The sequence below is a fragment of the Streptomyces chryseus genome (assembly GCF_014650755.1).
GTDB lineage: Bacteria > Actinomycetota > Actinomycetes > Streptomycetales > Streptomycetaceae > Streptomyces > Streptomyces chryseus.
The window spans coordinates 600,557-619,244 of record NZ_BMVO01000001.1 but is presented as its reverse complement, the minus strand read 5'-3'; the positions used below and the strand labels follow the sequence as shown (position 1 = coordinate 619,244).

Annotated in this window: 16 protein-coding genes, 1 other RNA gene and 1 pseudogene; 11 read left to right on the top strand and 7 right to left on the bottom strand. The window is 73.9% G+C overall.

Annotation, left to right across the window (positions count from 1 at the left end; all coding sequences use genetic code 11):
- Window positions 1-223 precede the first annotated feature (223 nt).
- Entirely contained in the window at window positions 224-1,675 is a 1,452-nt protein-coding gene (locus tag IE185_RS02855; protein ID WP_138909392.1) for a DHA2 family efflux MFS transporter permease subunit, read from the top strand.
- A 15-nt stretch (window positions 1,676-1,690) separates the two neighbouring features.
- Here IE185_RS02855 and IE185_RS02850 read toward each other — a convergent pair.
- Window positions 1,691-2,125, bottom strand: a pseudogene (locus tag IE185_RS02850) (response regulator); the annotation flags it as partial.
- Between the two features lie 355 nt (window positions 2,126-2,480).
- On the opposite strand from IE185_RS02850, the gene chsH3 reads away from it, so the two are divergent.
- The 3 genes from chsH3 to IE185_RS02835 are packed head-to-tail and all read left to right on the top strand — an operon-like array spanning window position 2,481 to window position 5,407.
- Window positions 2,481-3,335 carry an enoyl-CoA hydratase ChsH3 gene (chsH3, locus tag IE185_RS02845; RefSeq protein WP_138897559.1) on the top strand — a complete coding sequence of 285 codons (855 nt, stop codon included), beginning with the start codon at window positions 2,481-2,483 and terminating at the stop codon, window positions 3,333-3,335.
- Between the two features lie 27 nt (window positions 3,336-3,362).
- A complete protein-coding gene (locus IE185_RS02840; protein WP_138897558.1) occupies window positions 3,363-4,439 on the top strand; it encodes a Zn-dependent alcohol dehydrogenase in 1,077 nt (358 codons plus the stop codon).
- Window positions 4,440-4,450: 11 nt separating this feature from the next.
- Window positions 4,451-5,407 (top strand): 3-oxoacyl-ACP reductase, encoded by a 957-nt coding sequence (locus IE185_RS02835; RefSeq protein ID WP_138897557.1) that lies wholly within the window; start codon window positions 4,451-4,453, stop codon window positions 5,405-5,407.
- A gap of 376 nt (window positions 5,408-5,783) precedes the next feature.
- Here IE185_RS02835 and IE185_RS02830 read toward each other — a convergent pair whose 3' ends face one another.
- The gene (locus tag IE185_RS02830; protein WP_189714523.1) at window positions 5,784-6,947 is read right to left on the bottom strand and encodes a hypothetical protein; all 1,164 of its coding nucleotides are present in this window, start codon (window positions 6,945-6,947) and stop codon (window positions 5,784-5,786) included.
- Between the two features lie 237 nt (window positions 6,948-7,184).
- Here IE185_RS02830 and IE185_RS02825 point away from each other — a divergent pair, with 237 nt between their 5' ends.
- From IE185_RS02825 to IE185_RS02815, 3 genes are read left to right on the top strand one after another with little or no spacing between them, the layout of a single operon-like run.
- Window positions 7,185-8,069, top strand: coding sequence for a Nif3-like dinuclear metal center hexameric protein (locus IE185_RS02825; protein ID WP_189714521.1), 885 nt, complete (start codon window positions 7,185-7,187; stop codon window positions 8,067-8,069).
- The gene (locus tag IE185_RS33800) at window positions 8,066-8,809 is read left to right on the top strand and encodes a zinc ribbon domain-containing protein (protein WP_138899236.1); all 744 of its coding nucleotides are present in this window, start codon (window positions 8,066-8,068) and stop codon (window positions 8,807-8,809) included. Before IE185_RS02825 ends, IE185_RS33800 begins: the two co-directional genes overlap by 4 nt.
- A gap of 2 nt (window positions 8,810-8,811) precedes the next feature.
- Window positions 8,812-10,062 (top strand): bifunctional RNase H/acid phosphatase, encoded by a 1,251-nt coding sequence (locus tag IE185_RS02815; protein ID WP_138899235.1) that lies wholly within the window; start codon window positions 8,812-8,814, stop codon window positions 10,060-10,062.
- A 393-nt stretch (window positions 10,063-10,455) separates the two neighbouring features.
- Here the strand turns inward: IE185_RS02815 and eda are convergent, their stop codons facing one another.
- Together eda and yaaA are read right to left on the bottom strand one after the other, a co-directional pair.
- Window positions 10,456-11,073, bottom strand: a complete 618-nt coding sequence (gene eda, locus IE185_RS02810) for a bifunctional 4-hydroxy-2-oxoglutarate aldolase/2-dehydro-3-deoxy-phosphogluconate aldolase (RefSeq protein ID WP_138899512.1) — start codon at window positions 11,071-11,073, stop codon at window positions 10,456-10,458.
- A gap of 59 nt (window positions 11,074-11,132) precedes the next feature.
- A complete protein-coding gene (yaaA, locus tag IE185_RS02805; RefSeq protein WP_138899513.1) occupies window positions 11,133-11,936 on the bottom strand; it encodes a peroxide stress protein YaaA in 804 nt (267 codons plus the stop codon).
- A 92-nt stretch (window positions 11,937-12,028) separates the two neighbouring features.
- Between yaaA and IE185_RS02800 the strand changes: the two genes are divergently transcribed.
- The 3 genes from IE185_RS02800 (at window position 12,029) to rnpB (ending at window position 14,639) form a co-directional block, all read left to right on the top strand.
- Window positions 12,029-13,471 carry an RNB domain-containing ribonuclease gene (locus tag IE185_RS02800; protein ID WP_189714518.1) on the top strand — a complete coding sequence of 481 codons (1,443 nt, stop codon included), beginning with the start codon at window positions 12,029-12,031 and terminating at the stop codon, window positions 13,469-13,471.
- A 157-nt stretch (window positions 13,472-13,628) separates the two neighbouring features.
- The gene (locus IE185_RS02795; RefSeq protein ID WP_138906576.1) at window positions 13,629-14,198 is read left to right on the top strand and encodes a Uma2 family endonuclease; all 570 of its coding nucleotides are present in this window, start codon (window positions 13,629-13,631) and stop codon (window positions 14,196-14,198) included.
- A gap of 40 nt (window positions 14,199-14,238) precedes the next feature.
- Window positions 14,239-14,639: RNase P RNA component class A (gene rnpB / locus IE185_RS02790), an RNA gene on the top strand.
- A gap of 83 nt (window positions 14,640-14,722) precedes the next feature.
- Here the strand turns inward: rnpB and IE185_RS02785 are convergent.
- From IE185_RS02785 to IE185_RS02775, 3 genes are all read right to left on the bottom strand, one after another.
- A complete protein-coding gene (locus tag IE185_RS02785) occupies window positions 14,723-15,175 on the bottom strand; it encodes a lamin tail domain-containing protein (RefSeq protein ID WP_138896440.1) in 453 nt (150 codons plus the stop codon).
- Between the two features lie 82 nt (window positions 15,176-15,257).
- On the bottom strand, window positions 15,258-16,148 hold the full coding sequence (locus IE185_RS02780) for a PhzF family phenazine biosynthesis protein (protein ID WP_138896441.1): 891 nt from the start codon (window positions 16,146-16,148) through the stop codon (window positions 15,258-15,260).
- Window positions 16,149-16,184: 36 nt separating this feature from the next.
- Window positions 16,185-16,937 carry an SDR family oxidoreductase gene (locus IE185_RS02775; protein WP_138896442.1) on the bottom strand — a complete coding sequence of 251 codons (753 nt, stop codon included), beginning with the start codon at window positions 16,935-16,937 and terminating at the stop codon, window positions 16,185-16,187.
- 92 nt (window positions 16,938-17,029) lie between these two features.
- Between IE185_RS02775 and IE185_RS02770 the strand changes: the two genes are divergently transcribed.
- Window positions 17,030-18,679, top strand: a complete 1,650-nt coding sequence (locus IE185_RS02770; protein ID WP_138896443.1) for an alkaline phosphatase D family protein — start codon at window positions 17,030-17,032, stop codon at window positions 18,677-18,679.
- The last annotated feature ends 9 nt before the right edge of the window (window positions 18,680-18,688 follow it).

Genomic DNA, 18,688 nt, shown 5'->3' with positions numbered 1-18,688 from the left:
CGTTCGGTGGAGATGTCGCAATCCACACCGAACCCGGAAGGCCCTTACCCGTTCAAGATCCCTCAGCCGAGACCTGCATCACCCGTACACAACCTCCCGGGGCAATACAACTAGGGCGACCGTCCGCGCGGGGCTCCCACCGGGCGACGGCGGGGGCCGGGCGTCCCGGCCGACGCCACGCGGCGCGGAACGCGGATGTACGGGGCACGTGGTTGCTGCGAGCATGACACCCATGGTCCACGCCTCCTCGTCGCCTTCCGGCCAGGTCTCCGCAACCCGCCTCCCCGCCGCCCGCAAGCCGTCCCGCACCTGGGCGGTCGTCCTCGCCGCCTGCGCGGGCCAGTTCCTCGTCGTCCTCGACGTGTCGGTGGTCAACGTCGCGCTGCCGTCGATGCGCGCCGATCTGGCGCTCAGCGCGATCGGCCTGCAGTGGGTGGTCAACGCCTACGCGATCGCCTTCGCCGGCTTCATGCTCCTCGGCGGCCGCGCGGCCGACCTCTTCGGCCGCAAGCGGACCTTCCTGACCGGCCTCGGCCTGTTCACCGCCGCCTCCCTCGCCGGCGGGCTCGCCCAGGAGGACTGGCACCTGCTGGCCGCCCGCGCGGCGCAGGGCCTCGGCGCGGCGGTGCTGGCCCCGGCGACGCTCACCATCCTCACCTCCGCCGTCCCCGAAGGCCCCGCCAGGAACCGCGCCATAGGGACGTGGTCGGCGGTCGGCGCGGGCGGCGGGGCCGCGGGCGGGCTTGTCGGCGGCGTACTGACGGACGCGCTGTCCTGGCGCTGGGTCCTGCTGATCAACGTGCCCGTCGGCGCGCTGGTCCTGGCCTGCGCCGCCCTGTGGCTCGTCGAGAGCCACGCCAGGGACGGGCGCCGGCTGGACCTGCCCGGCGCGCTGCTGGTCACCGCCGGGCTCGCGACCCTCGCGTACGGCATCGTGCAGACCGAGGCGCAGGGCTGGGCGGCAGCCGCGACCGTGGTGCCGCTGGTGACGGGACTCGCGCTGCTCGGTGTCTTCGTGGCGGTGGAGGCCCGGACGAAGGCGCCGCTGATGCCGCTGAAGTTCTTCCGCGTACGCGCGGTGTCGGCGGCGAACGCGGCCATGTTCGTGAACGGCTCCGCGCTGTTCTGCATGTGGTTCTTCATGACGCTGTACGCCCAGAACGTCCTGGGTTACACCCCGCTCGGCGCCGGGCTCGCCCTGGTGCCCAGCTCGCTGGCCATCGTGATCGGCTCGAAGCTCGCCCCGCGCCTCATGGCCAGGGCCGGTGCGGGCCGGGTCGCGATCACCGGGACGCTGGTCGCGGCCGGCGGCATGGCGTGGCAGTCCACGATGAGTGCCGGAGGGCCGTACCTCACCGCCGTCCTCGGCCCCGGCGTCGTGATGATGGTCGGCGCGGGTCTCGCGTCGACCCCGCTGGCCTCCCTCGCCACGTCGGGCGGCGGTGCGGGCGACGCCGGCCTGCTGTCCGGGCTCATCAACACCTCGCGCACGATGGGCGGCGCGCTGGGCCTCGCGGTGCTGTCGACGGTCGCGGCCTCCCGTACGGCGGGCGCCGCCACCCCGGAGGCCCTGACGGCCGGGTACGCCCTCGCGTTCCGGGTCGGGGCGGGCGCGCTGCTCGGGGGAGTCCTGCTGATGCTGGTGTGGCTGCCGCGCCGTACGCAGCGAACGTGACGCGAGCACGGCTCACTGGCGGGCGGTGAGCGGGTCGGGCCCCGGACCGGCGTCGGCGGCGGCGAGGGCCGGGTCGACGACGGTCTCGCCGGTCAGCACCCGGCGGATCGTCGCGGCCAGCTCCCGCACCGGGCCGTCCTTGACCAGCAGGCCCGCCGCGCCCGCCTCCAGCGCCCGCCGCAGGTAGCCGGGCCTGGCGAACGTGGTGAGGATGACGACCCGGCAGTCCGGCGCCTCGTCGCGCAGCAGCGCCGCGGCGTCGAGGCCGCTGAGGCCGGGGAGTTCGATGTCCAGGAGCGCCACGTCGGGGCGGGAGACCAGGGCGGCGTCCACGATCTCGTCGCCCGCCGCGACCTGGGCGACGACCTCGATGTCCGCCTCCAGGCCGAGCAGCCGGGCGAGAGCGCCGCGCGTCATGCCCGGGTCCTCGGCGAGGAGAACTCTGATCACGGGTGGCTCCAGTTCGAGTCGGTACCGGCGGGCCGGTCGGAGCCTATGCCCCGGCCCGTGTCCGTGAGCCGTACATCGACGAGACCATACGCGTACGGGTGAGCTGTCGAACCCGGTCCCGACCCGGCTGGGGACAGGCGTCCCGCGCCCGCCTCCCCGGCGCGCCGGCGCGTACCTGACGATGCGTCAGCACGGTGTCTTCCCAACCACCGCGGGGTGCGTTATACATAGGCCCCATCGGCCTAGAACGCGTTCTAGAACGGGCGGTCGGCGGCCGGTCCCGTACGACCTCGGTGCGGCCGACGGTGCGGACGGCCGCGCCGAGGTCTTCCATCCATCAAGGAGCAGCATCCCCATGCCCATCGATGCCGCAAAGGCCGTCGCGGCCCAACCCCGCAGCGCCGAGATCGCCTGGGACCACAAGGACGTCCAGCTCTACCACCTCGGCCTCGGCGCGGGCACCCCCGCCACCGACCCCGACGAGCTGCGCTACACCCTCGAATCGAGGCTGCACGTCCTGCCCAGCTTCGCCACCGTCGCCGGCGCCGGCATGGCGGTGGTCGGCGGCCTCTCGGCGCCGGGCATCGACGTGGACCTCGCCCACGTCCTGCACGGCGGCCAGAGCATCGAGCTGCACCGGCCGATCCCGGTGAAGGGCCGGGCGGTGCAGACGTCCACGGTCCAGGCGGTGTACGACAAGGGCAAGGCGGCGGTCATTGTCCTGCGCTCCGAGACCGCAGACGACGACGGGCCGCTGTGGACCAGCGACGCCCAGATCTTCGTACGCGGCGAAGGCGGCTTCGGCGGCGAGCGCGGCCCGTCCGCCCGCACCGAGCGGCCCACCCGCGCACCGGACGCCGAAGCGCTGCGGCAGGTACGGGAGGACCAGGCCCTCCTCTACCGCCTGTCCGGCGACTGGAACCCCCTGCACGCCGACCCCGAGTTCGCGAAGCTCGCCGGCTTCGACCGGCCGATCCTGCACGGCCTGTGCTCGTACGGCATGACGCTCAAGGCCGTCGTCGACACCGTGCTCGGCGGCGACGTCACGCGCGTCCTCGCGTACAGCACCCGCTTCGCCGGGGTCGCCTTCCCCGGCGAGACCCTGCGCCTGCGGATGTGGAAGTCGCCGGGGCGCGTCCAGGTGTCGGTCACCGCCGTGGAGCGGGACGACGCGCCGGTCCTGGCCGACACCACCGTCGTACACAGCTGACCCGAAGTCCGTGAAGGGAGCCGTACCGTGCGCGCAGCCGTACTGCACGAGACAGGGCAGGACAAGCTCGAAGTCCTCGACGACGTCGAGGCGGTGGGCTTCGGCCCCGGCAAGGTCAAGATCCGCGTACGGGCCACCGGCCTGTGCCACTCCGACCTCTCCGCGATGAGCGGCGTACTGCCGCAGCCCGCCCCCTTCGTCCCCGGGCACGAGGGCGCGGGCGAGGTGACCGACGTCGGCGACGGCGTCACCGGGATCAGCCGGGGCGACCGGGTCCTCGTCTGCTGGCTGCCCGCCTGCGGCGCCTGCCCGTCCTGCAAACGCGGCCAGACGCACCTGTGCCTCGCCGGGCTCATGAACGCCGGCACCCCCAACTTCAAGAGGCCCGGCGGTGACGTCTTCGGCTTCGCCGGGACCGGCACCTTCGCCGAGGAGGTCGTCGTCGACGCGGGCTGCGCCGTCCCGATCCCCGACGACCTGCCGTACGAGGTCGCCGCTCTGATCGGCTGCGGCGTGACGACGGGGCTCGGCGCCGCCATCAACACCGCCCGTGTCGAAGCCGGTTCTTCCGTCGCCGTCATCGGCTGCGGCGGCGTCGGCATCTCCGCGATCCAGGGCGCCCGGGTGCAGGGCGCGGCCCAGATCGTCGCCGTCGACCCGGTCGCCTCCCGGCGCGAGGCGGCGCTGAGGTTCGGCGCCACCGAAGCCGTCGCGCCGGACGAACTCGCCGACGCCAAGCAGCGCGTCACGGCGGGGGAGGGCTTCGACTACGTCTTCGAGGTCGTCGGCCGGGCGGCCACCGCCCGGACCGCGTACGAGACGACCCGGCGCGGCGGCACCTTGTGCGTCGTCGGCGCGGGTGCGATGGACGACCTCTTCCAGGTCAACATGTTCGAGCTGTTCTTCGACGAGAAGCGGATCCTGCCGTCCATGTACGGCGGCGGCGACGTGCTGCGTTCGTACGAGCGGGCCGTCGCGCTGTGGCGCGCCGGCCGCATCGACCTGGAGGGCCTGATCACCCACCGGGTGCGGCTGGACGGGATCAACGACGCCCTGGACCAGATGCGTACGGGCGAGGCCCTGCGCACCTGCATCGAGATCTGAGGGGGCGGCGGATGTCACTGTCACCGGGAGCGCCGCCGCTCGACGGCCTGTGCGCGATCGTCACCGGCGCGGGCCGCGGCCTCGGCCGCGCCGAGGCCCTGGAACTGGCCCGGCTCGGCGCGGACCTCGTCGTCAACGACTACGGGCAGCCCGGGCGCGACGGCTCGGGCGAGGCGTCGGCGGCGCCGGCCGAGGAGGTGGCCGCCGAGATCCGGGCGGCCGGCGGGCGGGCCGTGGCCCACCTCGGCGACGTGTCGGACCACGCGCAGGCCGGGGAACTGGTCGGGCTGGCCGTCGACACGTACGGAAAGCTGGACATCCTCGTCAACAACGCCGGGATCCTCCGCGACCGGATGATCTTCTCGATGACCGAGGACGAGTGGGACTCGGTCGTCCGCGTCCACCTGAAGGGCCACTTCAGCACCACCCACTTCGCGGCGGCGCACTGGCGGGCCCGCTCGAAGGCGGCGGGCGGCCCGGTCTACGGCCGGATCGTCAACACGTCCTCGGAGGCGTACCTGGCGGGCTCGGCGGGGCAGCCCAACTACGCGGCGGCCAAGGGCGGCATCGTCGGACTCACCACGTCGACGGCGCTGGCGCTGGGCAAGTACGGCGTGACGGCCAACGCGATCTGCCCGCGCGCGCGGACCCGCATGACGCAGGACGTGTTCGCCGGCTTCGCGGAGCCGGCCGGGGGCGAACTCGACGCGCTCGCCCCCGAGCACGTCTCCCCGCTGGTCGGCTACCTGGCGTCGCCCGCCGCCGCGAAGGTCAACGGCCAGTTGCTCGTCGTGCACGGCGGCATGGTCGCGGTCATGGAACGCCCGCGGGTCGCGGCCAAGTTCGACACCGCGAAGGAGGCGTTCTCGTACGAGGAGCTGACGGAGCGGCTGACGCCGTACTTCGAGGACCGCCCCCCGCACGAGACGTTCGCGGCGGCGGAGGTGCTGGGCCTCAAGCGGGGGTGAGGCCCCCGGTCGCCCGCCGGGCGGGCCGGACGCACCGCTGCGCGGCGCGGTCCGGCCCGCCCGGCGGGCGAGGGCTCGGCCCCGGGGCGGCGCCCCGGGGCGGGGCGGCGTACTACGCCCGGCGGTGGCGGCCGTGCGCCGGAGCGGCGGCGTCCTCCGTCGTGGCCGCACCCCCTCGGTGCTTTCCGGAGCGGCCGGCGTCGTCCCGTCCGGCGGCCGAAGGCTGCGGCCGCGTCTGGGTCGTGTCGGTTCGTGCGTCAGACATGTTGGGAGATCCCCTGGAATCGCTTCGATCGCTTTCACGTGGTGCAAGGCCCGCCCCGCCGTCACCACCGGCACCCGGCTGAAACGACCGCGCGGCCCGGCCGGACCGAGTCTAACCACGGGCCCCGCGCCCGGTGAGGGGTGCCTGCTGGAGCGGTACGGGCTTGCACACCACAGGAGTGTCCGGGGCCTCGAACGGTTCCCCACCTGCGCGTTCCGCTTGTGCGGGTTCGGTGATCACCACGTCCTGGGGGGCCTCGATCCGCGCCACCCCGCACGGCACCGCCCCCGTCGCGTACGGCAGTCGCAGCACCCCCCGCGGAGTCCAGAGCCCGGCCCCCGCCAACCACCCCTCGGGCCCCGCCAGGTGATGCAGCCTCCGCCCCGAAGGGCGCCACACCCCGACCCAGCTCCCCGCCGCCCCGTCGATCCGCAGCGCCACCGCGCAGCTCTCCGGCGTCAGCACCTGCCCCGGCTGCACCGCGAACGGCGCCACCGCGCAGTCGGCCGGCGCCAGGCACTCAGGGAAGCGCACCGGCAGCATGCTGCCCAGCACCCCCCAGCCCAGCCGGTCGCGCCCCGGCGCGTCCGACCGGATCAGCAGCAGCCCGCTGTCCGGATCGGCCAGCAGCAGCCGGTCGTTGCTGCCCTCCGCGATCTGCAGCAGCGGCGTGACCTCCCCGCCCCGCTCCAGGTCGACCGCCACCGCCTTCGTCACCCCGTCGGCCTCCCGGTCCAGGGCGAGCATCCGGCCCGTACGGTCGAGCCAGACGCCACCCGAGCAGCGCCCCGCGACCTCGGCGACGTACTCCGGGCCGAAGGCGCCGCCCGCCACCTGCCACACGGTCGTGGACCGTTCGCCGACGGACAGGGCGTACGCCCGCGAGCCGTCCGGCGCCGGCGGCAGCAGTTCCAGCCGCTCGCACTCGACCGTGCCCACCGGCAGCTCCCCGGTGCGCGGCCCCGTCGGATACAGCAGCGAGAAGGAGTGCCGCCCCGCGCCACCACCGAAGGCGTGCGAGGCGCCTCCCTGGCGGCGGTGGATCAGCACCCGCCCGTCCGCCAGCGGCAGCAGCCCGGTGTCCGGCTCCTCGGGCTGGTCGGCCGGCAGGGGCACGGCGTACGGCTCGGGGCCGTCCAGCGTCCACCGCTCGGGGAACCGCGCGTCGCCCTCACCGGCCAGCCGCGCGGCGTACGAACCGTCGGCGGCGATCGTGAACACCGCCTCACGCACCGCGTCACCGTCGGCCGCGGTCTCGATGGCACAGGCCGTCATCAGGCCATCACCTCCGGCGAACGAAGCTAGTTTTCGCACTTCCTGCCGAACAACACGAGACCGCGCACTTCACACATAAGGGTGGCCGCTGTCCGATTCCGCTGAGGTCGCGGGGGCTGGTGTGCTGGGAGAGTCCCCATGTCGACAAAGCTGGCGTTCCCGTCCCCTGCGGGCCCCGGCCGAGCGGGCCGCGTACGCCATGGTGGGCGGGGCACTCGTCGCAGGTAACCTGTCTGCGTGCCCCGTCTGTCTGAAGTCATCGCCGCGCTCGACGCCCTCTGGCCCCCCGAGCGGGCCGAGAGCTGGGACGCGGTCGGTACGGTCTGCGGCGACCCCGACGCCGAGGTGACCCGGGTGCTGTTCGCCGTCGACCCGGTCCAGGAGACCGTCGACGAGGCCGTACGGCTCGGCGCGAACCTCCTCGTCACCCACCACCCGCTCTATCTGCGCGGTACGACGACGGTCGCGGCGTCCACCTTCAAGGGCCGTGCCGTGCACACCCTGATCAAGAACGACATCGCGCTGCACGTCGCCCACACCAACGCCGACAGCGCCGACCCCGGGGTCTCCGACGCCCTCGCCGGCGCCCTGGACCTGCGGGTGACCGGGCCGCTGGTGCCCGACCCCACCGACGCACAGGGCCGGCGCGGCCTCGGCCGGGTCTGCGAGCTGGACCCTCCGGCCACCCTCGGCCACTTCGCCGCCCGCGTCGCGGCCCGGCTGCCCGCCACCGCGCAGGGCATCCGCGTGGCCGGCGACCCGGACGCGCTCATCAGCAAGGTGGCCGTCAGCGGCGGCTCCGGCGACAGCCTGTTCGCCGACGTACGAGCGGCCGGCGTCGACGCCTTCGTCACGGCCGACCTGCGCCACCACCCGGCCTCCGAGGCCCGGGAACAGACCCCCCTCGCGCTGATCGACGCCGCGCACTGGGCCACCGAATGGCCCTGGTGCGAGCAGGCCGCCGCCCAGCTGGACGAGATCTCCGACCGCCATGGGTGGGACCTGCGCGTCCACGTGTCGAAGACCGTCACCGACCCCTGGACCTCCCACCACGCCCCCACCACCACCCTTCCGACGAGCGCATCGCGCGCCCCCCTTGATTCTTCTGGAGCCCCCAACTGAACGCCGCGCCCGCCGACCAGATCCGTCTCCTCGACGTACAGGCCCTCGATCTGCGCCTGTCCCAGCTCGCCCACCGGCGCACCTCCCTGCCCGAGCACGCCGAGCTCGAATCGCTCACCAAGGACCTCGCGCAGCTTCGCGACCTGCTGGTCGCCGCGCAGACCGAGGAGAGCGACACCACCCGCGAGCAGACCAAGGCCGAGCAGGACGTCGACCAGGTCCGCCAGCGCGCCGCGCGCGACCAGCAGCGCCTCGACTCGGGCGCCGTCTCGTCGCCCAAGGACCTGGAGAACCTCCAGCGCGAACTCGTCTCCCTCGCCAAGCGCCAGGGCGACCTGGAGGATGTCGTCCTGGAGGTCATGGAGCGCCGCGAGTCCATCCAGGAGCGCGTCGCCGAGCTGACCGAGCGCGTGTCGTCCGTCCAGGCCAAGGCCGACGACGCGACCGCGCGCCGCGACGCCGCCACCCAGCAGATCGACGGCGAGGCCGCCACGGTCACCAAGGAGCGCGAGGTCGCCTCCGCGACGATCCCCGCCGACCTCCTCAAGCTGTACGAGAAGCTCCGCCTCCAGTCCGGCGGCGTCGGCGCGGCCCGCCTCTACCAGCGCCGCTGCGAGGGCTGCCAGCTGGAGCTCAACATCACCGAGGTCAACGAGGTGCGGGCCGCCGCCCCCGACACGGTGGTGCGCTGCGAGAACTGCCGCCGCATCCTGGTCCGTACCTCCGAGTCCGGCCTGTAGCCGTGGGACGCAGCTTCGTCGTCGAGGCCGACGGCGGCTCCCGGGGCAACCCGGGCCCCGCCGGCTACGGCGCGGTCGTCCTCGACCCGCAGACGGGGGAGACGCTCGCCGAGGCCGCCGAGTACATCGGCGTCGCCACGAACAACGTCGCGGAGTACAAGGGGCTGATCGCCGGCCTGCGCGCCGCGCACGCGCTGGCGCCGGACGCGACCGTCCATGTCCGCATGGACTCCAAGCTCGTCGTCGAGCAGATGTCCGGCCGCTGGAAGATCAAGCACCCGGACATGAAGCCGCTGGCCGCCGAGGCCGCGACGGTCTTCCCGCGCGTCCGGGTCACCTACGAGTGGATCCCGCGCGAGAAGAACAAGCACGCCGACCGGCTCGCCAACGAGGCGATGGACGCGGGCAAGAAGGGCAAGCAGTGGGAGCCGTCGGCCTCCACGGCCGACCTCGCACCCCGCGCCGCCGCCGCGCCGCGCGTGGTGGGCGACGCGGCGGCCGGCGCCGCCAAGGCCCGTGCGGCGCTGGGGCGCGCCGCGGCGGTGCCCGAGCCGCTGACCCTGCCGGAAGCGTCCGAGGCCGAGCCCGTCACCGCGCCCGCTGTGGGCTGGGGCGCCGCGGCCGACCTCGGCGCGCCCGCGACGTTCGTGCTCCTGCGGCACGGGGAGACGGCGCTCACCCCCGAGAAGCGGTTCTCCGGGAGCGGCGGATCCGACCCGGAGCTCTCGGCGGTCGGCCGCCGCCAGGCCGAGGCGGTCGCCACGACGCTGGCCGCGCGCGGCACCGTCCAGGAGATCGTCAGCTCGCCACTGCGGCGGTGCCGCCAGACGGCTGACGTGGTGGCGGCGCGGCTCGGACTCGACGTACGCGTCGAAGAGGGCCTGCGCGAGACTGACTTCGGGGCGTGGGAGGGCCTGACCTTCGCCGAGGTCCGCGAGCGGTACCCGGCGGACCTGGACGCGTGGCTGGCCTCCCCGAAGGCGGCGCCGACCGGGGGCGGCGAGAGCTTCGCGTCGGTGGCGCGGCGGGTGTCGACGGCCCGCGACAAGCTGATCGCCCGCTGCGCGGGCCGCACGGTCCTGGTCGTCACGCATGTGACACCGGTCAAGACCCTGGTACGCCTGGCGCTGGGCGCCCCGCCCGAGTCCCTGTTCCGCATGGAACTCTCGGCGGCGTCGCTGTCGGCGGTGGCGTACTACGCGGACGGCAACGCGTCGCTGCGCCTGCTGAACGACACGTCGCACCTGCGCTGAGCGGTTGGGTGGGGCCGCGTCTCACGTGCCGGGTGCCGGGCCCTACGGGAACGGCATTCGGGACTGCATGATTCGGGCGCGATGCCCGGGGGTGCCTGAAAGCCTTACCGGCGTCCAGCCCACACATCACGCTCTACGTCCCGAACACCGCTCCCTACGGTCCCGACACCCTCCCGCCGTCGTCCGGTCGCGGTCCTCGGCGCCACTCCCGGCCCCTCCGGCGCAGTCAGCCCGTCCGGCGTTTGCCGGCTGGGGTCCGGGGCGGAGCCCCAGTGGCTACCCCGGCCCGTTTCAGCCCGTCCGGCGTTTGAGGACACGCCCGGAGGGCGTCCGGGGTCCGGGGCTTGCCCCGGTTCGGGGAGGGGCGGGGTGGGGAAAGGCCCGCCGCAGGCGCTACCGGCGCAGCCCCGCCGCCTCCCGGGCCAGCGTCTGCACCCGGCCCCAGTCCTTCGCGGCCAGCGCGTCCGGCGGCAGCATCCACGTGCCGCCCACGCACCCGACGTTCGCCAGCGCCAGATACGCCGGCGCCGACGCCAGGGTGATGCCCCCCGTCGGGCAGAAGCGGGCCCGGGGCAGCGGGGCGCCGAGCGACTTCAGGTACGGCGTACCGCCCGCCGCCTCGGCCGGGAAGAACTTCATCTCCGTCACGCCGCGCTCCAGCAGCGCCACGACCTCCGACACCGTGGAGACCCCCGGCAGGAACGGGACCCCGGACGCCGCCATCGCGTCCAGCAGTGCGTCCGTCCACCCCGGGCTGACCAGGAACCGGGCCCCGGCCGCCACCGCGTCGGCCACCTGGGCCGGGGAGGTCACCGTGCCGGCGCCGACCACCGCGTCCGGCACCTCGGCCGCGACGGCCCGGATCGCGTCGAGCGCGGCGGGCGTCCGCAGCGTGACCTCGATCGCCGGCAGCCCGCCCGCGACCAGCGCGCGGGCGAGCGGCACCGCGTCGGCGGCGTCCTCCAGCACAACGACGGGGACGACGGGCGCGAGGTCGAGCACGGAAGTCATGCCGCCATCCTGCCGCCGCGAGGTGCACTCCGCAACGAGCGTTGCGCACCCTGCAACGCTCAGTGGATCTGGGTCACCACCACGTCCAGCGCCCACGCCTTGCCCGCCTTCGCCGGCGCCGACGCCTCCACGACGTACCCCAGGTCCCGCAGCACCGACACGAGCTCCGCCGGGCCGGCGGGGTCGGCCCCGGCGACCAGCAGGTCCCGTACGATCCGGCCCTTCGTCGCCTTGTTGAAGTGGCTGACGACGGACCGCTTCTCGACCCCGTCCGCGTCGACCCGCGCGTGCAGTACCCGCACCGTGGCCGTGCGCCCCGCCACGTCCCCCTTGGGCTTCCAGGCCGCCGTGTACGCCGACGAGCGCAGGTCGAGCACCAGCCCGTCGCCCGCGGCCACCGGCATCGCGGCGGCCATCGGCTCGCGCCAGTACGCCCCCAGCGCGCCCAGGCCCGGCAGCTTCACGCCCATGGCGCACCGGTAGGAGGGAATCCGGTCGCCGATCCCCACCGCGCCCCACAGCCCGGAGAACACCAGCAGCGACTGCCGGGCCCGCTCGCGCGCGGCCGCGTCCAGGCCGGCGAGGTCCAGCGCCTCGTACAGCACACCGGTGTAGATCTCTCCGGCGGGACGCGCCCCGGCGGTCCGCAGCCCGACGTTCTTGGCGACCTCGCCGCGCAGCCCTTCGCTGAGCCCGAGGACGACCCGCGCCTTCTCCTCGTCGGCGGCGCACAGGTCCACCAGCTCGTCCAGCACCGCCGCCCGCGCCCCGGCCAGCTCCGGCAGCGACAGGGACTCCGGCTTCAGGGGCGCGCCGGAGCCGCCGGCGGCCTTTCCTTCGGACGGCGGCAAGAGCACGAGCACGGCGGAACTCCTTCGACAACGCGACAGACCAAAACGCCAGGGTAAGCGGAGCCCGCCGTGCCGCCCGGCCCCGCCGGACCTACGCTCGGACCATGCCCCGCCGCCCCATCCATGTGACCGGCGCACCACAGGCCCCCCTCCGGGCGGCCCTGCGCTCCCTGCGCACCACGCTCGACGTGCCGGGGGAGTTCCCGGCCGAGGTCCTCGCGGAAGCGGAGGAAGCCGTGAGGGCGCCCCGGCTGCCCGCGTACGACGCGACCCATGTCCCCCTGTTCACCGTCGACCCGCCCGGTGCCGTCGACCTCGACCAGGCGATGCACCTGGCCCGTCGCGAGGGCGGCGGCTACCGCGTGCACTACGCGATCGCGGACGTGGCCGCCTTCGTGCGGCCGGGCGGGGCGATCGACGCCGAGGCGCACCGCAGGGTCATGACGCTGTACTTCCCGGACGGGAAGATCCCGCTGCACCCGCCGCGGCTCTCCGAAGGCGCCGCCAGCCTGCTGCCCGGCCAGACGTGCCCGGCCCTGCTGTGGCGCGTCGACCTCGACGCACTCGGCCGCACCGAGACGGTCGACGTGCGGCGCGCGCTGGTACGGAGCCGGGCGCGGCTCGACTACTCCGCTGTCCAGCAGCGGATCGACGCGGGCACGGCACAGGAGCCGGTCGCGCTGCTGCGCGACATCGGACGGCTGCGCGAGGCGCTGGAGCGCGAGCGCGGCGGGATCTCGCTGAACGTTCCGGAGCAGGAGATCGTCGAGCGCGGCGACACGTACTTCCTCGGCTTCCGTGCCCCGCTGCCGGCCGACGGGTGGAACGCCCAGATCTCCCTCCTCACCGGCATGGCCGCCGCCGACCTGATGACCGCCACCGGCACCGGCATCCTCCGCACCCTCCCCGCCGCCCCGCTCGGCGAGGTGGCCCGTCTGCGCCGGGTGGCGCGGGCGCTGCGGATCGAGTGGCCGCATCACACCTCGTACGCCGAGATCGTCCGCTCCCTGGACCCGACGAAGGCCGCGCACGCCGCGTTCCTGCAGGAGTGCACGACGCTGCTGCGCGGGGCGGGCTACACCGTCTTCACGAACGGCGAGGTCCCCGACCCCGCCGTGCACGCGGCGGTCGCCGCCCCGTACACCCACTGCACGGCCCCGCTGCGCCGCCTGGTCGACCGTTACGCCGGCGAGCTGTGCGTCGCCGCGGCGGCGGGCGAGGAGCCGCCGCAGTGGGTACGGGACGCGCTGCCCGGCCTGCCGCGGGAGATGGCGGAGGGGACGCGGCGGGCGGCGACCGTCGAGCGCGAGTGCGTGGACGTCGTCGAGGCCGCGCTGCTGCGGGACCGCGTGGGCGACCTCTTCCACGCGCGCGTGGTCGACGTGCGGGACCACGACCGGGCCGTCGGCACGGTGCACCTGGAGGACGTGGCGGTGGTCGGCCGCGTCGAGGGCGGCGGCGCCGACCTCCCCCTGGGCGAACGCATCACGGTCCGCCTCACCCAGGCGGACCCCGGCACGGCGAAGGTCCTGTTCACCCCCGCCTGACGGCTCCGCCGGAGCGCGGCGACCGGGGTGCGCGGTTCGCGCCACCGGCCTGCGGTCGTGTGCCACGATCGGAGGAAGAGCTCCCATCTCACGGACGGCTGATCACGCGATGCACCAGTCTGGCGAGCGACCGAGGAAGGGGCGTGACATGAGTGCCATGCCGCAAGAACCGCTCACGCAGGCGGACGTCCTGCTGGAGGGCTTCCTGGCGCTGGATACGCCGGAAGGCTTCCGAGCCGAGCTGATCGAGGGGGAAATCGTCGTGACGCCGCCGCCGGACGGGGACCACGAGGGCTACATCGGCCTGATCGTGAAGCAGGTGATGCGGCGCTCCCGCACCGACATGGACTTCTCCGGGAACAAGGGCCTCAGGCTCAAGAGCGGAGGCGCCTGTCCGAAGAACCACGCCATTCCCGACTGCACCTTCGCCCCGACCGAGCTGGGGCTGTACTGGGGTGCCGAACCGTGGATGCCGTGCGACGGCGTCGCCATGGTCGCCGAGGTCACCTCCACTCGGGCGAGGCGCGACCGGGAGGACAAGCGGCACTGTTATGCCCGCGGCGGCATCCCCCTGTACCTGCTCGTCGACCGCGAGACGTCCTCGCTGACGCTGTTCGGCGAGCCGGAGGGCGACGACTACCGCCAGTTGTGCACCGTCCCCTTCGGTAAGCCCCTCGCCCTCCCCGACCCCTTCGGCTTCGACCTGGAGACGGCGGACTTCGTCTAGGCCGGTTCCATCCGGCGGGTAGCATGGTCGGCACGGCAGACGAGCCGGGCGGACGGCCGCGTGGAGATCCCCGGATCTCCCCGAGGAACGTCCGGGCTCCACAGGGCAAGGTGGTGGCTAACGGCCACCCGGGGTGACCCGCGGGACAGTGCCACAGAAAACAGACCGCCGGGGACCTCGGTCCTCGGTAAGGGTGAAACGGTGGTGTAAGAGACCACCAGCGCCTGAGGTGACTCAGGCGGCTAGGTAAACCCCACCTGGAGCAAGGTCAAGAGGGGTCGTCGCGAGACGGCCCTGCGCGGACGTTCGAGGGCTGCCCGCCCGAGTCCGCGGGTAGACCGCACGAGGCCGGTGGCAACGCCGGTCCTAGATGGATGGCCGTCGCCCCGACGACCGCGAGGTCCCGGGGCACAGAACCCGGCGTACAGCCCGACTCGTCTGCCCCGCCCGCTCACCGGCCGCCCGGCTCGCGTACCGGTGCGGAACCGACAGGCCCGCGTGCGGGCCTGTCCGTCCCCGGTGTGTCAGTGGCAGTACTTCGTGCCGTTGTTGCTCGTCGTCCAGGAGCAGGAGTCGTGCTGGGCGCCGCTCGGCCTGATGAGGCGGGCCTTGTCACTGGTGTTGTTCCAGACGTACGAGCCGCGGCCCCAGTAGCGGTGGCCCGACACGTCGGTGCCCCTGCCCGTGTGGACGCGGACCGTCTTGCCGGCGCCGATCCGGTACGAGCCGAAGGTGTACGTGTAGCCCGTGTTGTCCTTCAGCTTGTAGTTCTGGAGCTGGATCGCCGAGCTGGTGTTGTTGTGGATCTCCACCCACTCGGCGTTCAGCGAGGTGTTGCTGCGGGTGTCACTGCCCGGGCTGTCGTACTGGATCTTCCCGAGGTGGAGTCCGCCCTGGTGCGGGGCCGCCTGGGCCGGGGCGGCGGCGACGAGCAGGGCGCCTGCCGCGAGGGCGAGGGCGGCGACATGTATGCGCAAGGTGCACTCCGTGTGTGTGATTTGTGAAGAGAAGTGGAGTATAGGGGCGTACCTCGCGCGATGGCCCGGTCAGGTCATCGGCTCATGTGTTCGGGTGGCCGGCCGCCTTCTCCGGGATGCGCGCGCCCGTGCCGCCGACCCTGATCCGGGCGTCGCCCGCGTGGAGTTCGACCGTCAGGACGCCGGGGCGGCCCATGTCGTCGCCCTGGTGGAGGGTGAGGACCGACTGGCCCGGGACGAGACCCAGTTCGCGCGCGTACGCCCCGAACGCCGCCGCGGCCGCGCCCGTTGCCGGGTCCTCGACGACACCGCCCACCGGGAACGGGTCGCGGACGTGGAACGTCGTCGCGTCCTCGCGCCACACCAGCTGCACCGTCGTCAGGTCCAGGCGGCGCATCAGCGCCGCGAGCCGCTCGAAGTCGTACGACAGCCGCGCCAGCCGCTCGCGGGTCGCGGCCGCCAGGACCAGGTGGCGGGCACCGGCGTACGCGATGCGCGGCGGGAACGCCGGGTCCAGGTCGGCGGCCGGCCAGTCCAGCGCCGCCAGCGCCTCCGCCACGTCCTCCCCGGTCGCGTCCTCGGTGTGCGGCTCGACGCTGGTGAGGGTGGCGCGGTACGCGCCGTCGTCGCCCCGCGTCACCCGCACCGGGACCGTGCCGGCCCGCGTCTCGAAGACGACGTCGCCGGGCCGGCCCCGGTGCTCCGCGAGCGCGAGGGCCGTCGCGACCGTCGCGTGGCCGCAGAACGAGACCTCGCCCTGCGGGCTGAAGTAGCGGACCGTGAAGGCCCGTCCGGGCTCCAGCTCCTCGGTGAGGAAAGCGGTCTCGCTGTAGCCCAGCTCCGCCGCCACGGCGAGCATCGCCGCGTCGTCGAGCCCGGCCGCGTCCAGGACGACGCCGGCCGGATTGCCGCCCTCCGGATCGGCCGAGAAGGCGGTGTAGCGCAGGACTTCGGTGTCGGTGAATGACGTCATACCGCCCCCAACCCCGGGCCCGGCGGCGATGTTCCCTCAGCCCCGTCCGACGTACGGCATCGTCGTCGCCATCACCGTCGCGAACTGCACGTTCGCGTCGAGCGGCAGCTCCGCCATGTGCAGCACCGTCCGCGCCACGTCCCGCACGTCCATCACCGGCTCCGCCATCAGCTCGCCGTGCGCCTGGAGGATCCCGGCCTGCATCCGCTCGGTCATGTCGGTCGCCGCGTTGCCGATGTCGATCTGGCCGCACGCGATCCGGTACGGCCGGCCGTCGAGCGAGAGGGACTTGGTCAGGCCCGTCATGGCGTGCTTGGTGGTCGTGTACGCGATCGAGTGCGGCCGGGGCGCGTGCGCCGAGATCGACCCGTTGTTGATGATCCGGCCGCCCTGCGGGTCCTGACCCCTCATCTGCCGGAACGCCGCCTGCGCGCACAGGAACGAGCCGGTGACGTTCACGTCCACGACCGCGCGCCACTCCTGGTACCCGATGTCCTCCACCGCCACCCCGCGCGGCCCGAACGTGCCCGCGTTGTTGAAGAGCAGGTCCAGGCGCCCGTACCGCTCGCGCACGGCGGCGAAGAGCCGGTCGACATCGGCCGGCAGCGACACGTCCGCCGCGACGCACAGTGTCTCGCCGCCCGCCTCCCGCGCCGTCTCCTCCAGCGGCCCGGCGCGCCGCCCGGCCAGCGCCACCGACCAGCCCGCGCCCGCCAGGGCGAGGGCGACGGCCCGGCCGATGCCCGAGCCCGCTCCGGTGACCACGGCGATCTTCGTCTCAGGGTTCATGGCCCAGCAGCGTACGTGACACGTACATGAAAGCGCGGCGACGCCCCGTGACACTCCAATGCCTCTGACAACAGCCGTCAGGGGAGGGGCAGATGACTATCACATCGGTCGCACCGGGTACGTCGGGCCGGGGCCACGGCCACGACCAGGAGCTCAGGGCCGCCGCCCGGCACATCCACCGCCGCGGATTCCTCACCGTCACCGGAGCCGCGGCCGCGCTCGCCTTCGCGACGAACCTCCCCGGGACCGCGCAGGCCGCCGACCTCGACGCGCGGCGCATCACCGACGACCCCTTCACGCTCGGCGTCGCGTCCGGCGACCCGCTTCCCGGGTCCGCCCTCCTGTGGACGAGGCTCGCCCCGAAGCCGTACGAGCCCGACGGCGGCCTCCCGCGCGCCCGCGTCCAGGTGCGCTGGGAACTCGCGCACGACGCCCGCTTCCGCCGCACCGTCCGGCGCGGCCACGTCACCGCGCACCCCGAGTTCGCCCACAGCGTGCGGGTGGAGGCCGGCGGGCTCGACCCGGACCGCGTCTACTACTACCGCTTCCGCGCGGGCGACTGGCTCAGCCCCGTCGGACGCACCCGCACCGCCCCCGCCCGGGGCGCCCGCATCGGCGGTCTGCGGCTCGCGGCCGTCTCCTGCCAGGCGTACCACGACGGCTACTTCACCCCGTACAAGCACCTCGCGGAGGAGGACCTCGACGTCGTCTTCCACCTGGGCGACTACCTGTACGAGTACGGCGTCAACGCGACCGGCGGCGCCCGCGCCTACACCGACCGCCGCCTGCCCGCGCACTTCAACCGCGAGACGGTCACGCTGGAGGACTACCGGCTGCGGTACGCCCTCTACAAGTCCGACCCGGACCTGATGGCCGCGCACGCCGCCCACCCCTTCGTCGTCACCTGGGACGACCACGAGACGGAGAACAACTACGCGGGCGGGACCCCGGAGAACGACGTACCGCCCGAGGAGTTCCTGCTGCGCAGGGCGGCGGCGTACCGCGCCTACTGGGAGAACCAGCCGCTGCGCGCCCCGCAGCGGCCCGACGGCCCCGACATGCGGCTCTACCGGCGGCTGCACTTCGGGCGGCTCGCCCAGTTCGACATCCTCGACACCCGCCAGTACCGCTCCAACCAGGCGTACGGCGACGGCTGGCAGCTGCCCGGCCCCGAGTCCGAGGACCCGTCGCGCACCATGACCGGCGCGGAGCAGGAGCGGTGGCTCGTCGACGGCTGGCACGCGTCCCGGGCGCTGTGGAACGTCGTACCCCAGCAGGTCACCTTCGCCCGGCGGCGCAGCGCCGGCGACCCCAAGGTCAGCATGGACGCCTGGGACGGCTACCCGGCCTCCCGCAGGCGTGTCCTCGACGGCGCCCGGGCGGCGGGCGTCGACAACCTCGTGGTGCTCACGGGCGACGTCCACGTCGCGTACGCCTTCGACCTCAAGGAGGACTTCGAGGACCCGGACTCGCGCACCGTCGGCACGGAGTTCGTCACCACCTCCGTGTCCAGCGGCAAGGACGGCGCGCAGCGGCCCGCCAACTACGACCGGCTGATGCAGGGCAACGCGCATCTGAAGTTCTACGACGGCAGGCGCGGCTACACGACGGTCACCCTCGGCGCGGACGTGGCGCGCGCGGACTTCAGGGCGGTGTCCGCCGTCACCACGCCCGGCGCGCCGGTCATGACGGCCGCGTCGCTGGTGACGGAGGCGGGCAACCCGGGCCTGAAACCCGCCTGACGCCCGCGC